This window comes from Cyanobacterium sp. HL-69 (assembly GCA_002813895.1).
GTDB lineage: Bacteria > Cyanobacteriota > Cyanobacteriia > Cyanobacteriales > Cyanobacteriaceae > Cyanobacterium.
The window spans coordinates 1-16,153 of the sequence record CP024912.1 but is presented as its reverse complement, the minus strand read 5'-3'; the positions used below and the strand labels follow the sequence as shown (position 1 = coordinate 16,153).

16 protein-coding genes, 1 tRNA gene and 1 pseudogene are annotated in these 16,153 nt (G+C 37.1%); 5 read left to right on the top strand and 13 right to left on the bottom strand.

The window, feature by feature from the left end; all coding sequences use genetic code 11:
• The first annotated feature begins 386 nt into the window (after positions 1 to 386).
• Together AA637_RS00090 and AA637_RS00085 are read left to right on the top strand one after the other, a co-directional pair.
• Positions 387 to 1,118 carry a PEP-CTERM sorting domain-containing protein gene (locus AA637_RS00090; RefSeq protein WP_446683393.1) on the top strand — a complete coding sequence of 244 codons (732 nt, stop codon included), beginning with the start codon at positions 387 to 389 and terminating at the stop codon, positions 1,116 to 1,118.
• Positions 1,119 to 1,534: 416 nt separating this feature from the next.
• Positions 1,535 to 1,915 carry a hypothetical protein gene (locus AA637_RS00085; RefSeq protein ID WP_446683392.1) on the top strand — a complete coding sequence of 127 codons (381 nt, stop codon included), beginning with the start codon at positions 1,535 to 1,537 and terminating at the stop codon, positions 1,913 to 1,915.
• An 86-nt stretch (positions 1,916 to 2,001) separates the two neighbouring features.
• Here AA637_RS00085 and AA637_RS00080 read toward each other — a convergent pair.
• From AA637_RS00080 to AA637_RS00035, 10 genes and pseudogenes are all read right to left on the bottom strand, one after another.
• Positions 2,002 to 2,074: transfer RNA gene (locus AA637_RS00080), tRNA-Ala, on the bottom strand.
• Positions 2,075 to 2,107: 33 nt separating this feature from the next.
• Positions 2,108 to 2,809, bottom strand: coding sequence for an HAD family hydrolase (locus AA637_RS00075; protein WP_446683391.1), 702 nt, complete (start codon positions 2,807 to 2,809; stop codon positions 2,108 to 2,110).
• Between the two features lie 80 nt (positions 2,810 to 2,889).
• Positions 2,890 to 3,354, bottom strand: coding sequence for a phosphoribosyltransferase (locus AA637_RS00070; protein WP_446683390.1), 465 nt, complete (start codon positions 3,352 to 3,354; stop codon positions 2,890 to 2,892).
• 71 nt (positions 3,355 to 3,425) lie between these two features.
• On the bottom strand, positions 3,426 to 4,067 hold the full coding sequence (locus AA637_RS00065) for a methyltransferase domain-containing protein (protein WP_446683389.1): 642 nt from the start codon (positions 4,065 to 4,067) through the stop codon (positions 3,426 to 3,428).
• 57 nt (positions 4,068 to 4,124) lie between these two features.
• Positions 4,125 to 4,316, bottom strand: a pseudogene (locus tag AA637_RS00060) (vitamin B12 dependent-methionine synthase activation domain-containing protein); the annotation flags it as partial.
• Positions 4,316 to 4,651 (bottom strand): type II toxin-antitoxin system VapC family toxin, encoded by a 336-nt coding sequence (locus tag AA637_RS00055; protein WP_446684617.1) that lies wholly within the window; start codon positions 4,649 to 4,651, stop codon positions 4,316 to 4,318. The gene AA637_RS00055 and the pseudogene AA637_RS00060, both read right to left, overlap by 1 nt.
• A 109-nt stretch (positions 4,652 to 4,760) precedes the next feature.
• Complete coding sequence (locus AA637_RS00050; RefSeq protein WP_446683388.1) at positions 4,761 to 4,973, bottom strand: antitoxin family protein; 213 nt, start codon at positions 4,971 to 4,973, stop codon at positions 4,761 to 4,763.
• A gap of 88 nt (positions 4,974 to 5,061) precedes the next feature.
• Positions 5,062 to 8,637 (bottom strand): methionine synthase, encoded by a 3,576-nt coding sequence (gene metH / locus AA637_RS00045; protein ID WP_446683387.1) that lies wholly within the window; start codon positions 8,635 to 8,637, stop codon positions 5,062 to 5,064.
• A 105-nt stretch (positions 8,638 to 8,742) separates the two neighbouring features.
• Positions 8,743 to 8,970: a type II toxin-antitoxin system HicB family antitoxin gene (locus AA637_RS00040; RefSeq protein ID WP_446683386.1), complete on the bottom strand. Its 228-nt coding sequence runs from the start codon at positions 8,968 to 8,970 to the stop codon at positions 8,743 to 8,745.
• A 2-nt stretch (positions 8,971 to 8,972) separates the two neighbouring features.
• On the bottom strand, positions 8,973 to 9,206 hold the full coding sequence (locus AA637_RS00035) for a type II toxin-antitoxin system HicA family toxin (protein ID WP_446683385.1): 234 nt from the start codon (positions 9,204 to 9,206) through the stop codon (positions 8,973 to 8,975).
• A gap of 32 nt (positions 9,207 to 9,238) precedes the next feature.
• On the opposite strand from AA637_RS00035, the gene AA637_RS00030 reads away from it, so the two are divergent.
• Positions 9,239 to 9,397: a hypothetical protein gene (locus AA637_RS00030; protein WP_446683384.1), complete on the top strand. Its 159-nt coding sequence runs from the start codon at positions 9,239 to 9,241 to the stop codon at positions 9,395 to 9,397.
• Positions 9,398 to 9,428: 31 nt separating this feature from the next.
• On the opposite strand, the gene AA637_RS00025 is transcribed toward AA637_RS00030, so the two are convergent.
• Together AA637_RS00025 and hemC are read right to left on the bottom strand one after the other, a co-directional pair.
• Complete coding sequence (locus tag AA637_RS00025) at positions 9,429 to 10,394, bottom strand: arsenic resistance protein (RefSeq protein ID WP_446683383.1); 966 nt, start codon at positions 10,392 to 10,394, stop codon at positions 9,429 to 9,431.
• A gap of 75 nt (positions 10,395 to 10,469) precedes the next feature.
• Positions 10,470 to 11,432 (bottom strand): hydroxymethylbilane synthase, encoded by a 963-nt coding sequence (gene hemC / locus AA637_RS00020; RefSeq protein ID WP_446683382.1) that lies wholly within the window; start codon positions 11,430 to 11,432, stop codon positions 10,470 to 10,472.
• 164 nt (positions 11,433 to 11,596) lie between these two features.
• Here hemC and AA637_RS00015 point away from each other — a divergent pair, with 164 nt between their 5' ends.
• Entirely contained in the window at positions 11,597 to 13,081 is a 1,485-nt protein-coding gene (locus AA637_RS00015; RefSeq protein ID WP_446683381.1) for a SulP family inorganic anion transporter, read from the top strand.
• A 101-nt stretch (positions 13,082 to 13,182) separates the two neighbouring features.
• The gene (priA, locus tag AA637_RS00010) at positions 13,183 to 15,690 is read left to right on the top strand and encodes a primosomal protein N' (protein ID WP_446683380.1); all 2,508 of its coding nucleotides are present in this window, start codon (positions 13,183 to 13,185) and stop codon (positions 15,688 to 15,690) included.
• A gap of 178 nt (positions 15,691 to 15,868) precedes the next feature.
• Here the strand turns inward: priA and AA637_RS00005 are convergent, their stop codons facing one another.
• Positions 15,869 to 16,153 (bottom strand): HU family DNA-binding protein, encoded by a 285-nt coding sequence (locus tag AA637_RS00005; protein ID WP_069791918.1) that lies wholly within the window; start codon positions 16,151 to 16,153, stop codon positions 15,869 to 15,871.

The window sequence follows — 16,153 nt, the reverse complement described above, 5'->3', positions numbered from 1 at the left end:
AACATATTACGTACGTATGTTGAATCTATCAAGAATTATTGTTAAATACTTTTAACAAAAAATACAGACTATTTAACTATTTGATAGTCTATTCGTCAAAAAAAGTAGTATTTTGAAAAATGTTTAGTGTCATTGACTATAGGTTCAAGCAGCACACAAATATCTTTATTCGTTACATATAGCTATTATTTACTCAAAATAATTTTGTCCATAAAAATAAAGCTAAAAGCTTCTAATCAACTTTACAAAATCTTATTTTAAAAATATTGATCTTTTTTAGAAAATAATGTTAACCTTATACTTACTTATACTTAAGTAAGTCATAGGGAATAAATAAAAAAATAATTAGTAAACAAAGACATTGATAAATAACAAAACTAAAGATAATGAAAACAGGATATAAACAAATACTTGGAGCGAGTTTACTAACTTTGGGGCTGAGCCTGTCCCTTGCGAATCGGTCTAATGTTCAAGCCGCCAGCTTATCACCAACAGGTCTCGATTGTAGTGCCGCAGCGGAAGTTTTTCAACCTGCTTATAGTGATTGTAGAGGAGCCTATGATACTAAACCTAAACCTTCAGAAAAAAAAGATAGTGGTAATTCTCCAGAACTTCTGGCAACTAATTTATTAAATGGGGACAAAATTTTTGGTTCAGGAGGTTGGATTTCTCTCGGAAAACAAAACTTAGGAGAAGACGATCAGGTTGATTCTCGTTTCAGTGTTTCAACTGATGATAATAATAGAACAACGGGAAGTATATCATTTGACATTGATAAAATTAATACTTTTATTCAAAAAGATTACGAAAAAGAGGGTCTTCCATTCGATGATTTAACTTTTACCCGAAACTTTAATGTTGTAGTTAGTTTTAAATCCTCAACAGCCATCAGCTTATATAAATGGGATGCTCCCATTTGGGGTGATGTGGTTAACCCTGGCACAATAAAATGGGTAACATCAGGAGTAAGTACCAACAAGAAAGGAGACGCTCAAGGTTTATCCAATGTTTCTGTTTTTGTTCAGCAAAAAGAAATTCCTGAACCAAGTATGATGTTAGGCTTAGGATTTATGTCTGTTGGTTTATTGATAAAGAAAAATAAGCTCTCTAAAAGCTAAATATTGGCTCAACGGCTTTTTTGTTATTCATCAATGGTTTTTAAATTATTCTCTCCGTAATTCCACGGAGTTTTTTTGTGTTTACTTTTATATGTAAAGTTCATATAAAGGCGAAAGGGATGACTTTTCAGACCAATCCTGAGAGAAATTAGTTACAAAGTAAAGAAATGTAACAATTAAACTTCTCAAACTTAAAAAAGTTCCAGAAATTAATGGGGATCAAGGAATTATCGATTTTCATACCACAGTTTTTAGAGAAAGATGTAACAAAATATTGCAAAAACCTTCATTTCCATTTTAGTTATCCTATACTGACAATATAGAGAAAAACTTTAAAAGTTTCCGACTTTTCCATCGGAGAAGTAAAGTTAGAAAAAATCTTTGTTGTCTTTAATAAATAGAAGGAGTATCATATAATGCAAATATCTCAACGAGACGGTTGGCAGAATAATTATTTTGTAGCGATCGCCAAAAATTTCCTACTTTGGACATTTACCCTTACAGTATGTTTTTTGGTAGTAGGATTTCCTGTGGTAGTCATTTTAATGACCGTGGGAATTTTAGGAGCGATCATATTACAATCAATTTTACCAGCCAGTGCTATCTTGGTAGTGACAGGTAGCATTTTAGGATCTATGGCAGTAACAATTCTTCTTAGTTCCTTGCTATTGACTATAAAAGGAATTGATCCCCGTGATGTAAAATGGCTTGGTTGGCTCCATGACCATGAAGTCAATCAGCAAATACTACCCTTATATGCTTCCTGCCCTCTTACTTGTGATATTAAGCATATTTAATGCTCACTTAAATTAAGTAAATCCTTATTGATTCATGATGATTAAAAAACTGAACCCGACCATCCATCGGGTTTTTTTCTGTTTTATGGAGCATAGGGGAATCGAACCCCTCACCTCTGCGGTGCGATCGCAGCACTCTACCAAATGAGCTAATGCCCCAGATCGAAACCATATACAAGTATAGATCAAAAATCAATCTCGTGCTAATACCTCACTAACTAAATCTAAGTCTAACTCTGCTAAATAATCAACGCACCAGTCAGCCTTACGGTGAAGCATATGGAAAGGATAAGTATGGGTAATACCAACCACCTGCATTTGAGCCTTTTTTGCTCCTTCAATTCCTGCGGGAGTGTCTTCTATTACCAAGCAGTTATTAGGTTTTAATTGTAAATCAGGATATTTTTCGTTTAACTTATCCATCGCTAAAAGATAAGCATCGGGCTGAGGTTGACGGGCTTTGACATCTTCCCCCGTAACAATAACATCAAAATATTCTGCTATTTTTGCTCTATCCAATATAAACTCTACCTCATCCTTAGAAGCCCCTGTGACGAGGGCAAGGTGTAAGCATTTTTCGGGCATCTGACGAATAAAGCCAATGACAGTTTCATAAATCGGGAGGTTGTCCATACCCTTAATCATCAAGCGATAATCTTGAGATTTTTTGATAGATAATCGATCTAAGTAATCATTAGTAACCACACGACCTTTTTTTTCTAGTATATCTTTTAGGCAAAAACGATCGCACCTACCAAAACATAAATTATAATAATCTTCCCCTGAAGGTCTCAAATTTTCACCTATTAATAAATCATTAATCAATTGACGATGAATATTTTCATCATTAATGATAACGCCACTAAAATCAAACAAAATTGCCTTCAAAGTCATTTATATTAATTTGTAATTGAAATTCAAGAGTAGTAATTAAAATAAAAAATGTTATTTTTAATAGAGATTTAAATTTATTATTACTTTTCAAAGGGTTGAACAATCCAAGAGTCTGAGGAAGTAATACTATGATAGTAGTTTGGTTCAAATTGACCATGGGATTTTTTCCAAATCACAGCTGTATCTACTTCCACTTTATATTCTTGAATTAGTTTTTCTTTGATGGCTTTTAGGGTGACACCACTATCTACCAAGTCATCAACTAATAAGATTTTACCACAGGGCTTTTCTACCCAAGAAAATTCTCCGATGGTCAATTTTTGTTGTTTATGGTTAACGTCAGAATAACTTTTGGTGGCAATGACTCCTAAAGGTATATTGAGACGGCGAGAAATATAATCTCCTAAATAATATCCTCCTCGTATAATGGCGATCGCCTGAGTATAAGATTTATTATTATTAATAATACCTTGAGTTACTGTCTCACAATAACCCCAGAACTCTTCCCAGTCACAAATTAATTGCTTTTCTTGATTTGTCTTCATATCAAATAGCCAAAACTCAGCTTCAAGGGTTAATCTTTATCTGAAAAAATATAAATTTAGAATGTTAAAAATTACTGTCTTTGAAATAAAGTATATATATAAGGGCGTGAATTACCCGAAGGGTTAATAAATGTGTAATTTTCATAATTTAACAATTTAAAATCAATTCCCATTCTTTCAGTCATTTCCTCTAAAGAATAACGATGTAATTCTAAACCTGCACATTTACTCGCCCCATAAACAGAAAACTCCGCCAGTAATACATAGCCTTTTGACTTAACGAAAGAATGTAAATTTTGAAAATAACCGTTAATATCATCTTCTGTGAGCAAAAAATGAAGTACGGCTCTATCTATCCATACGTCACATAAAGGAATATTTATTGGTAGTCGTTGAGCAATATTATGATGTAACCAATGAATTTTATTTTTGTCATTACTAATTTTATTAATTCTAATTTTTAATTTATTTAAGGCTTCTTCACTAATATCATTTAAAATTAAATTTGCTCCTCGCATAATTAGTTCATCCACTAAAAGAGAAGTTCCAACACCTGGTAAAAAAACAGTGTGATTAGAGACTGAAAAATTAATGGTTGTGTCAATAAATTTTAGAGTTTGATTTATATCCTTTTCGTACCAACCTAATTGATGATCTTTTTTGTCAGCAAAAATAGAATCCCAGTGTTTATTTAACATTTTTGATCTTTCCATCTCTATCTTGGATTGTAATTTTTAGGGTGAGCAAAAAGCCCACCATTTTTTAAGAAATTAAGCACTAAAATACTTCGCCACAGGATGATAACAAATAATAGCACTGGTGGACTGTTCAGGGTATATTTGCTCTGATGAAGACCTATACATATCACTGCGTTTAGTATCCAATAAATCCAAGTGCACATATTGATCTAACATATTAGGACAAGCAGGATAACCAAAACTATACCGTGAATTATCATATTTTAATTTTTAGCTAATTCTTTTAATAAAGCCCGAAAACCAGCTTGTTGAAAATGAATATCCGTTGTTAAAGCCTCAGTAATTTCATATCTTTTCATGACAATAAATGAAATACAATCAACTAATCCCCATTTTTTATCTTGACGCTGACAATAAAGTTTAAATGCTTGTTGATAGAGTTCATCGGATAAGTTAATAATTTCTACTTTCGGATCAATTTCTAACGATTTTAATAAAGAAATAGCCACTTGACGATATTTTAACTTAGATAGTGCGTTACCAATTTCTAATAAAATTGCTTGAGTGGTAATTAAAGTAATAGATTTTTCTTCTAAAATTTCAGCAATTATTTAGGCGTTTTAATAATAGTTATCTTGAGTAGAAATTAAGGCAATAACATAGGAGGTATCTAAGAAAACTTTACTATTTATTATCATCTATTTCGCCTTATAAATAACTATCAATGTTTTCCGAAAAGTCAGCTGGAGCATCTATGTTAAGATTTCTAGCTGTTTTTAAAAAAGTGTAAGCTCGATTGAACTCTCCATTTTCTTGATTTTCTTCTATGGTGATTTTAACCTTCGTATTTGGTTTTAAATTAACTTGTGATGATGGTTCAAAAACTTTACCATGAAAAATAGCATCGATTGTATAAGTCATAATATTTTATTGATTTAATGATTAATTTTTATTTTACTAATCATACAATGATTCATTGTAGGGTGGGTAATCCCCACCAAAACCTCATTTAAGCACTAAAATATTTAGCCACAGGATGGTAACAAATAATAGCACTTGTGGACTGTTCGGGGTATATTTGTTCAGACTCATCCATATACATACCAATACGCTTAGTATCCAATAAATCTAACTGCACATATTGATCTAACATATTAGGACAAGCAGGATAACCAAAACTATACCGTGAACCCTGATAACGTTGCTTAAACATCTCCCGAATATTATCAGGCTCTAAATCCCCAAAACCTAACTCCCGACGAATCCTTGCATGGCACCATTCCGCCATGGCTTCTGCCGTTTGTACCGCCATACCATGGTAATAGAGATAGTTGGTATATTCATCCTTGGCAAACAGTTTTTGGGCGTACTTCGTGGCAATCTCACCCACCGTTACCGCCTGCATGGGGAAAACATCAATTACCCCTGAATCCTTCGAGGCGAAAAAGTCCGCAATACATAACCGTTTACCCGACTTTTGACGGGGGAAATCAAACTTAGCAATTTCTTCCTTAGCTTCTGGATTTTCAGGGTTATAAATATATAAAGTATTCCCCTCCGATTGACAGGGAAAATAACCATAAATTAGGGTAGGATGTAAAAGATTTTCTAGTTTTATTTTTGCTTTCCATTCCTGCAAAATAGGATAAACTTGTTCAGCTAAAAACTCATTATATTCCTCCCTTGGTTGCCCTTGAGGTTTGCGGAATTGCCACTGCCCAGCAAACAATGCTTGTAAGTCTAAATACCAAAAAAGATCATCAAAATCAAACTCATCAGGATACATAATTTTTGTACCCCAAAAAGGAGGTGTAGGACGTTCAATATTAGGATCAATAGCATCACTTCTGCGAGTATCAATTACCTTAACTTCTTCCTTCTCCTGCTCTTTTTTCTCTTCTTTTTGTACCTCTCCCGAATCATCAAAATTACGACCTTTAAAGAGATTATTTTCCTCCTCAAATGTGCCAAAAAAGCCTTCTAAATTATCCCATTGCTTACTATTTTTAGCAGGCATTAATTTGTCCATAAAATGTAAATCAGCAAAAGCATCCTTACCATAAACAACTTTACCGTTATAAACATTTTGACAGTCTTCATAGACGAATTTTGGAGTTAAAGCAGCCCCACCCAAGATAACAGGAACATTAATTCCCTCTTGGTTAAATGTTTCTAAATTATCTTTCATAAAAGCGGTAGATTTTACCAACAAACCACTCATAGCAATACAATCAGCATTACATTCTCGATAGGCTTGAATAATATTTTCTACGGGTTGTTTAATACCAATATTAACAACTTTATAACCATTATTAGAAAGAATAATATCTACTAAATTTTTACCAATATCATGAACATCTCCCTTCACTGTGGCAATTAAAAATGTACCTTTTCCATTACTATTTGTATCCGCTTTATCCATAAAAGGTTCAAGGAAAGCTACCGCCGATTTCATGGTTTGAGCAGATTGTAAAACAAAGGGCAACTGCATTTGTCCACTACCAAATAATTCCCCCACAACCTTCATACCATCTAATAAATAAACATTGATAATATCTAAAGGAGGGTACTTTTCTAGGGCTATATTTAAAGCATCTTCTAAACCAATTCTTTCCCCTTCAATGATATGTTGTTTAAGTCTTTCTTCGATGGGTAAATCAGCCACATTTTTCTTATTACTTTTCGTGGTTTTCCCCTGAAATAAAGTGGTTAATTTTCCTAGGGGGTCATAGCTACAAATATCCCCATCAAATTTTCTATTATCATAGATTAGGTCTAGGCATATTTCTAAGACTTCTTTATCTATTTTCGCTAATGGTAGTATTTTATTAGGAGAAACGATCGCACCGTCCATCCCTACCTGCATCGCCTCATGGAGAAATACAGAGTTTAAAACCTGACGCGCCGCCGCATTCAACCCAAAGGAAATATTAGAAACCCCCAACATAAAATGACATTCAGGAAAATCTGCATGGATGCGCTTGATAGATTCGATGGTAGCCTTACCATTTTCCCTATCCTCCTCAATCCCCGTAGAAATAGGCAAAGCAAGGGTATCAAAAAAGATTTCGTGGGCAGGAATACCAAATTTAAGGGCATCATTATAAGCACGTTTCGCAATCTCATATTTTTTGTCCGCCGTGCGCGCCATCCCATCCTCATCGATAGTACCAATTACTACCCCAGCCCCGTATTGCTTGGCTAACTCCAACACCTTAAAAAATCTTTCCTCCCCATCCTCATAGTTAGTGGAGTTGAGGATACATTTACCCCCTGCCACCTTTAAACCTGCCTCCATTTTTTGCCATTCCGTGGAGTCTAACATGAGGGGAAGGGTGACATTATTCACCAGACGGGAAGCCAATTCGTGCATATCTTTTTCCCCATCACGCCCCACATAATCCACATTCACATCGAGGATGTGCGCCCCTTCTTTTACCTGATTTTTGGCAAGGGATACTAAACCGTCCCAATCCTCGGCATTGAGCATATCACGGCATTTTTTCGAGCCACTGGCGTTAAGTCTTTCTCCTACAATCAAGAAGGAGTTATCTTGATGGTAGGGTTGAGTACCATAAATGGAGGCGGCGGAAGGCTCATAATTGTAATGACGCTCTTTTGCTTTAAGGGTACTAGCAATTTCCGCCAATGCTTTGATATGATCAGGGCGAGTACCGCAACAACCCCCAATTACTTGTACTCCCAAGTCTTCGATAAAGTGCATTAGGTGCATTTTTAGTTCGATGGGAGATAGTTTGTAGTGCGCTTGTCCGCCAACATTTTCGGGTAAACCAGCGTTTGGCACACAGGAGACGATGAAGGGAGAATTTTCGCTTAAATATTTGATGTGAGGTTTCATCAAGTCTGGGCCTGTGGCACAGTTTAGCCCTAAAATGTCGATGGGATAAGGCTCAAGGATGGCAAGGGCTGCACTTATTTCTGTACCTACTAACATTGTACCCATGGTTTCCATGGTGACGGATACCATCAGGGGTAGTCTTTCTCCTTTTTCTTTAAATACTTCTTCGATGGCGTTGAGGACGGCTTTGATTTGTAGTACGTCTTGACAGGTTTCTACTAATAGTAAATCGGCACCTCCATCGTATAAACCATGGATTTGGGTTACATAGGCATCTCTTAGGCTATCGTAGTCGATATGTCCGAGGGTGGGTAGTTTTGTCCCAGGGCCAATGCTTCCTGCCACAAAACGAGGTTTTTCGGGGGTAGAATATTCTTGGGCTAGTTTTTTGGCTAATTCGGTGGCGGTTTTGTTGAGGTAATAGGATTGATCTGCGAGGTCATATTCTGCTAATACTAAGGGGGTACCCCCAAAGGTGTCGGTTTCGATGACATCAGCACCCGCTTCGAGGAATTGTCTATGGACGATTTCTACAGCTTCTGGTTTGGTATGGACTAAATATTCGTTACAGCCTTCGTATTCTGCCCCGCCAAAGTCTTCGGCGGTGAGGTTTTGTACTTGTAGATTTGTACCCATGGCACCATCTAATACTAGCACGGGGCGATCGCCCTTAGATCCGTTTTGGGATGTTCCGCTATGGAGTCTTTCTAAAAATAGGCTTTTCATGGAGTAGTTATTTATTTATAATTGCTTCTATAAGTTATATATATTAACTACTTTAGCTTATTTAAGGGCGATCAAAATAATCTTCGTGAGGATAGAATGTTTTCGTTAAGAAAAAGCCAATTGACGAGGTGCAATGGGAATATCTAATCCTTTGATCATAAAATCTTCTTTCACCATTTCCCATGCTGTTTGTAATTCCATTAATGCTTCCTCTGGAGTATCTCCGAAAGCAGAGATATTGGGCATTTCCACAAAATAACATAACCAATCGTTATTCTCATCTACATAAAGATTAATAGTAAATTTGTCAAAATCATAATTATTGATACTCATAGTTATATTTCCTCTTGATATTTTAAAAACTGTTTGATTTGATAAATCTTAGCTTTACCGTCTTTTTGAGGTTGAATTGGTAATGGTTGATTTTTTGGGGAATACCATAAACGATGACTCCCTTTTTGACGGCTAAGTTGCCAATCACATTGTTTTAATAAGGTTTCAAATTCAGCAAAAGTGAGATTTTGAGGATTAGTTTTTGCTTTTTTCCATAATTTATCTTTCTTGGTCATAGAAAATATTAGATTTAATCAAATTTGTGTCTATGGCACCATCTAATACTAGCACGGGGCGATCGCGCCTAGATCCATTTTGGGATGTTCCACTGTGTAGTCTTTCTAAAAATAGGCTTTTTATGGATAGGTTATGTATATTAACCAATGTTCGCTTATTTAAGGGCGATCAAAATAATCCCCGTCTATGAGAATTATTTTAGAGCAATTTCAGACTTTTTCTTAAACTTTAGGTTTGATATTTCTGATTTTTAATAGTAATTGAGAGACTAAAACCATAATGGGTAATTCAATTAAAGGCCCAATAATTAACGTTAGAGAAATCAGCGGTTGAGATGGAAAAATAGATGTAGCGATAGCTAAGGATAAGGGAGAATTTCGAGATAAAGTAGTGCAACTAAAACAGGCAAATTGTTCGTAAGAAAAATGAAAATAATTTTTAATACCGTAAGCTAAAAGAAAATTTATCGCAAAGAAAAGTGGTATGGGAGTCAAAAGTTGTAAGAATATTTGAGGACTATTTAAAAGAGTATTTCCTTGGGATGCAAATATTGCTACTATCGCTAAATTTAAGGTTAATAGCTGAGTTAAATTTATTTTTGGTATGTTAAGATAAAACCATTTTATAGTTTTTTTTTGTTGAAATATAAAGTACCTTGTTATCGTTGCTATGGCTAAGGGTAAAATTAAAACTAAAAATACACTCTCAAAAAGTTCATTAACATTAATTTTTACTAAGTTATCTGTAAAAATTAACAAATATAATGGTAACAAAACAATTTGCAATATTAAATTTAGCGGTAAAAGTCCTGTAGCTAAAGTAACGTCACCTTTTGCAATACCAGTAAAAATAATATACCAGTCAGTGCATGGTGTTACCATTAGCATAATTAATCCGATTCGTAAATCTGGAGCATTTGCTAAAAAAACTATTCCTAGAATCCATGCAAAAATAGGAGTCCAAATGAAATTTATAGTTAGGCTTAGAAATACTACTTTAAATTGATTTAAAATCCCACTGAACTTTCTTAATGCTATGGGCAAAAAAGTAAGATAAAGCATCAATATTAGTAAAGGTAAAATCAAAATAGGACTAATTTGAGCAATCCAATTTATTTGCCCTAATATTAAACCAACACCAACTGATAATATGACCAAAAATGTTTGTGCTTTATCAATCCAAGACATTTAGTTATTAACATGATAAGTGCAATGAATTACTTGATAAAATGTAGAGACGAAATCGCCCCTACAAAATAAAAATTAGCGATCAATTTCGGCGAGGATAGCGGCTAAGATTTCTCCTGCGCCTTGATTTTTGAGTTTTTCGGCTAATTCTTGACCTATTTTTTCAGCATTGGTGCGATCGCCCGTTACACTATCTTTAAGTAACTGTTGACCATCCAAACTTGCAACCATACCTATCAAAGTTAACTGATTCCCTTCAATGGAAGTATTAACTCCGATAGGCACTTGACAACCCCCCTCTAACACCCGTAAAAAAGAGCGCTCGGCGAGGGTACAATCAAGGGTATCTTGATCTTGGATTGCTTTAATAATTTCTAAAACAGCTTCATCCCCCGTGCGACACTCAATGCCCAAAGCCCCTTGCCCTACGGCATGGAGGGAGATTTCGCTAGGGATAACTTGGTGAATGCGATCACTCATATCCAACCTTTCTAACCCTGCCACAGCCAAGATAATGGCATCATATTCCCCTGCATCCAACTTCGCCAAACGGGTGTTAACATTACCACGGACATCCTTAAAAGTAAGGTGAGGATAATGGTGGCGCAACTGGGCAAGACGACGTAGAGAAGAAGTACCAATGACAGCGCCTTCGGGTAGAGTATCTAACTGTTTATCCTTGTGCTTTTCATTCACCACCAAAGCATCGGCAGGGTTTACCCTTTTGCTGACACAACCCAACATTAATCCATCGGGTAAATTGGTGGGTAAATCTTTCAAAGAATGCACAGCAAAATCAACTTCATTATTAATCATGCCCAACTCTAATTCCTTGGTGAATAAACCCTTATCACCGATTTTAGCGAGGGCAACATCAAGGATTTTATCCCCTTGGGTACTCATTTTTTCCACTTCAAAATCCACATGGGGGAAATGACTTTCTAACTCTTTTTTTACCCAGTAGGTTTGAACCAAAGCCAAATTACTTTTACGAGTACCAATTACAATAGTACGTTCACTATCATTAGATGCGGTCATATAAATAGTTTTTATAGAAATTTTAACGACTCAATCTAGGTTATCAGAAAAAAGGTGCGAAAACCTCTCACTGTTACGGTAGGTTAATGATCCTAGTTATTTTTTTTGTAAAGTTTTGTGATAGTATTAAAATTTCCCCGTGCCAAAAATAGAGAGAGGAGGAGATGATTAACACTTTCACCCTACAAAGGGAATGGTTTTCCAATGTTAAAGAAGATCTTTTAGCTGGTGCAGTGGTGGGTTTGGCGTTGATTCCTGAGGCGATCGCCTTTTCTATCATTGCAGGGGTTGATCCCAAAGTAGGCTTATACGCTTCATTTATCATAGCAGTAACTACCGCCTTTTTGGGGGGAAGACCGGGTTCTATTTCTGCAGCCACAGGGGCAATGGCGTTACTAATGATTGATCTAGTTAAAGATTATGGCATAGAATATCTTTTTGCCGCCACCCTTCTAACAGGTATTCTTCAACTTATCTTTGGTATCCTCAAACTAGGAAAACAAATGAAATACGTTCCTAGGGCGGTGATGATGGGTTATATTAATGCCTTGGGGGTATTAATCTTTTTAGCACAACTACCCCAATTAACTAACGTACCTTCGGCAGTATATGCCATTACCATCGGTTCATTATTAATCATTTACATTTTACCCCGATTTACTCAGGTTGTACCCTCCCCGTTAGTTGCTTTATTGGTAGCAACGGTGGTTACGGTGGTTTTTAACTTAGATGTAAACTTAGGAGTGCCTACGGTGGGAGATATGGGGGAATTACCCGCCACATTACCTTTTTTCCGTTTACCCGATGTACCTTTTAATTTAGAAACCTTACAAATTATATTACCCACCTCCTTAACCATGGCATTGGTGGGTTTATTGGCTTCATTCCTCACCGCCGCCTTAGTAGATGAATTAACCGATACCCCTAGCAACAAAAACCAAGAAGCTAAAGGGCAAGGTATAGCCAATATTATTACCTCTTTTTTCGGGGGTATGGCAGGATGTGGCATGATTGGGCAATCGGTGATTAATGTGCAGTCGGGGGGTAGGGGGCGACTTTCTACTTTTTCGGCAGGAATGTTTTTGTTATTTGCCATTTTGGTATTACAACAGTGGGTGCAAAGGATGCCCATGGGTGCATTGGTGGCGGTGATGATTATGGTGTCCATTGGTACCATTCGTTGGTCATCTTTTAAGAATATTAAACGCACTCCTCCCAATGAAACTATTGTGATGTTGAGTACCATGATTGTTACGGTGGTTACCAGTAACTTTGCCCTTGGGGTGATTACAGGGATTATTTTACGGACTATCTTTTTTTCCCGTCAAATTGCGGAATTGGTATTTGTGGAGAAGGTATTGGATGAGGAAAATTCTTTGTGTACCTATAATGTGTCTGGTCAAATTTTCTTTGTTTCCATTGAGGAATTTTACAGTAAATTTGATTTTGATGATTTGGTGACTAAGGTATTTATTAATTTAACCCATGCGCACCTTTGGGATCAAGGGGCGATCGCAGCTTTGGACAAAGTGATGATCAAATTTCGTCGTAGTGGCGCTGATGTAGAACTAATTGGCTTAAATGAAGCTAGTGCCACCCTATTAGAAAATCTTGGAACTTTCAAAGAAGCTAAACTAATGGACAGTTAAGGCAATGGGTGGTGGATAAGAAACCATAGTAAATTAATCAAATCATAACTCTCAGCCATGAGCCTATAATTGATGTAAATGTTATTGTTCCTGTAATCCTTATGTATTCTCAATCTTCATCCACCCTCACTTTAGCAGAGCCTAAAATAGAATATGGCTCAAAAAACTGTCAGTGGGTAGAGGTGTTGGTGGATTGCCCCTATGCTGAGGGTTTATATACCTACGCCATCGGTGATGAAATGGAGGTACAAGCAGGGGATATTTTAAGTGTGCCTTTTGGTAATTCGGTGGTAGGTGCGATCGCCCTTAAACTGGTATCAAAACCCCCAGAAACATTAGAAATTGACCAGATTAAAACAGTAGAAGATGTCATCACATCGGGCTTTTTTCCTCCTCGTTATTGGGAATTATTAACTAGGGTTTCGGAATATTATTTAACAGATTTAATTTATGTAATTAAATGTGCTTTACCACCCAAATTATTAGGCAAATCGCAAAAAAGAGTTAGGCTTTTATTTGATAACATTCCCCAAGGTGCAGAAAACTTTTGTCCTCCCATGGCATGGCGAGTTTTGCAACTATTACAGAATAGTAAAAATGGTGATTACACTTTTAGTTACATCAATCAAAAGGTAAAAGGGGCGAGGAGGGGCATTAACGATTTAGTCAAAAGAGATTGGGCGCAAACCTACCTACAACCCCCCGCCAAAGCTAAACCAAAATATCTGAAAGTGGTTACTTTTATTAGTGAAAATTCCGCCACTACCATCACCCAAAAACAAAGGGATGTTTTAGCCATTCTCAAGGCAAACGGGGGAGAATTGTCCCAACCAGATTTAATGCAAAAATGCGAGTTAAATAGTAATTCTGTTATTAATAGTTTGGCAAAAAAAGGTTGTGTGGTAATCCAAGAAAGAGAGAGTTTGCGACTTTTACAAAATTCTGCCCCTAAAAAAGATTTACCAAAAGTGTTGACAGAAGAACAACAATGTGCATTTGAAAAAATCAGCAGTTTACAAGGGTTTAATATTAGCCTACTCCATGGGGTGACAGGATCAGGGAAAACAGAAGTATATCTAAGGGCGATCGCCCCTATCCTCGCACAAAAAAAATCAGCCCTTGTTTTAGTACCCGAAATCGGCCTAACTCCCCAACTCACTGACAGATTTCGAGCCAGATTTGGACAACAAGTTTGCGTTTATCACAGCGCCCTGAGTGACGGAGAAAGGTATGACACATGGCGCCAAATGCTCACAGGAGAACCCCAAGTGGTTATCGGCACCCGAAGCGCCGTATTTGCACCCCTCCCTAATCTGGGTATGATAATCCTCGATGAAGAACATGACACCAGCTTTAAACAAAGTCAACCCGTCCCTCCCTACCACGCCAAAACCGTCGCCCAATGGCGTGCAGAATTGGTAAATTGCCCCCTAATTTTAGGGTCAGCTACCCCCTCCCTTGAATCATGGCAACTCGCCACAGAGGGGCAAAATCCCCCAGAATCCGAGCAAAAAAATCATTACCTATCCCTCCCTAACCGAGTTTATAACCGCCCCTTACCCCCCGTGGAAATTGTCGATATGCGCCAAGAATTGCGCAAGGGCAACCGTAGCATCTTTAGTCACGCCCTCGGTAACGCCTTGGGTAATCTTAAGGAGGAAGGAAAACAAGCCATCCTATTTATTTCCCGTCGAGGACATAGTACCTTTGTATCTTGTCGCAGTTGTGGTTATGTGATGGAATGCCCCCATTGTGATGTTTCCTTGTCCTATCATTACCCCAAGGAAGGGGCTACCCAACTGTTACGCTGTCACTATTGCAACCATACCCAAATTCATCCGAGAAACTGCCCCGAATGTGGCTCACCCTATCTCAAGTTTTTTGGCACGGGTACCCAAAAGGTATTATTAGAATTGCAAAAAGCCTTCCCTGAGTTGAAAATATTACGGTTTGATAGTGATACCACCAGTACCAAAAATGCTCACCGCCGTATTTTAGAAGATTTTGAAGCGGGAAAAGCGGATGTATTAATTGGTACACAAATGTTAACTAAGGGCATCGATTTGGCTCAAGTAACTCTGGTGGGGGTAGTATCTGCCGATGGTTTACTATTCCATTCTGATTATCGCGCCAGTGAGAGGGCTTTTCAAACCTTAACCCAAGTGGCAGGAAGGGCAGGAAGGGGAGATGATCCCGGACAGGTTATAATACAAACTTATTCCCCTGAGCATCCCGTTATCGGGGCGGTACAAACTCACAACTATTCTGCATTTATTGCCACAGAATTGGAACAAAGGGAAGCCCTAGATTATCCTCCCTATGGTAGTTTAATTTTGCTCAAGTGTACAGGAGCGGATGGAAACAAGGTAAGGGAAGCGGTAGAGGCGATCGTCGATGTTTGTGAACAAATACTCCCCGATGATGTAGAAATTTTAGGGCCTGCCCCTGCCAATGTGATGAGGGTAGCAAGGCGTTATCGTTGGCAAATTTTACTCAAATCCCTCGAGCCTTTTTCCCATGAGTTAAAACAACAATTATTAACCCTAAAACAATATTGTCCTAGTACGGTTTCCTTTAGTATTGATGTCGATCCCATTAGAATTGAATAGGTAGGTATTACTGAATTTAGATAGGATTTTCAGTTTAAGGGGAAAATGTAATAGTGTTTTAATGATTGAACGTTATTTTATCCATAGAATGAGACTGTTCCCCCCTTTGAAAATCAAAAGGGGGCAGAAAGAGGATTTATTCTTTTTACCCCTATGGAAAAATCAACCTAGGGATTAACTAGGATTTAGGAGGGGCAACTCTTTCCTTGAATAATTTACCAGCAGAAAAAGCAGGAACTTTAGTAGCTGGAATATTCATTTTTTCACCAGTTTTAGGATTACGACCTTCACGTGCTTTTCTGTCACGGCTTTCAAAGGAGCCAAAACCAACGAGGGTTACTTTTTCTCCGCTCGAAACTGCTTCCATGATTGCTTCTACTGTGGCACTGATTACGGAATCAGCTTGTTTTTTGGTAACGGAAGCCTTTTCTGCTACTGCATCAACTAATTCACCTTTGTTCAT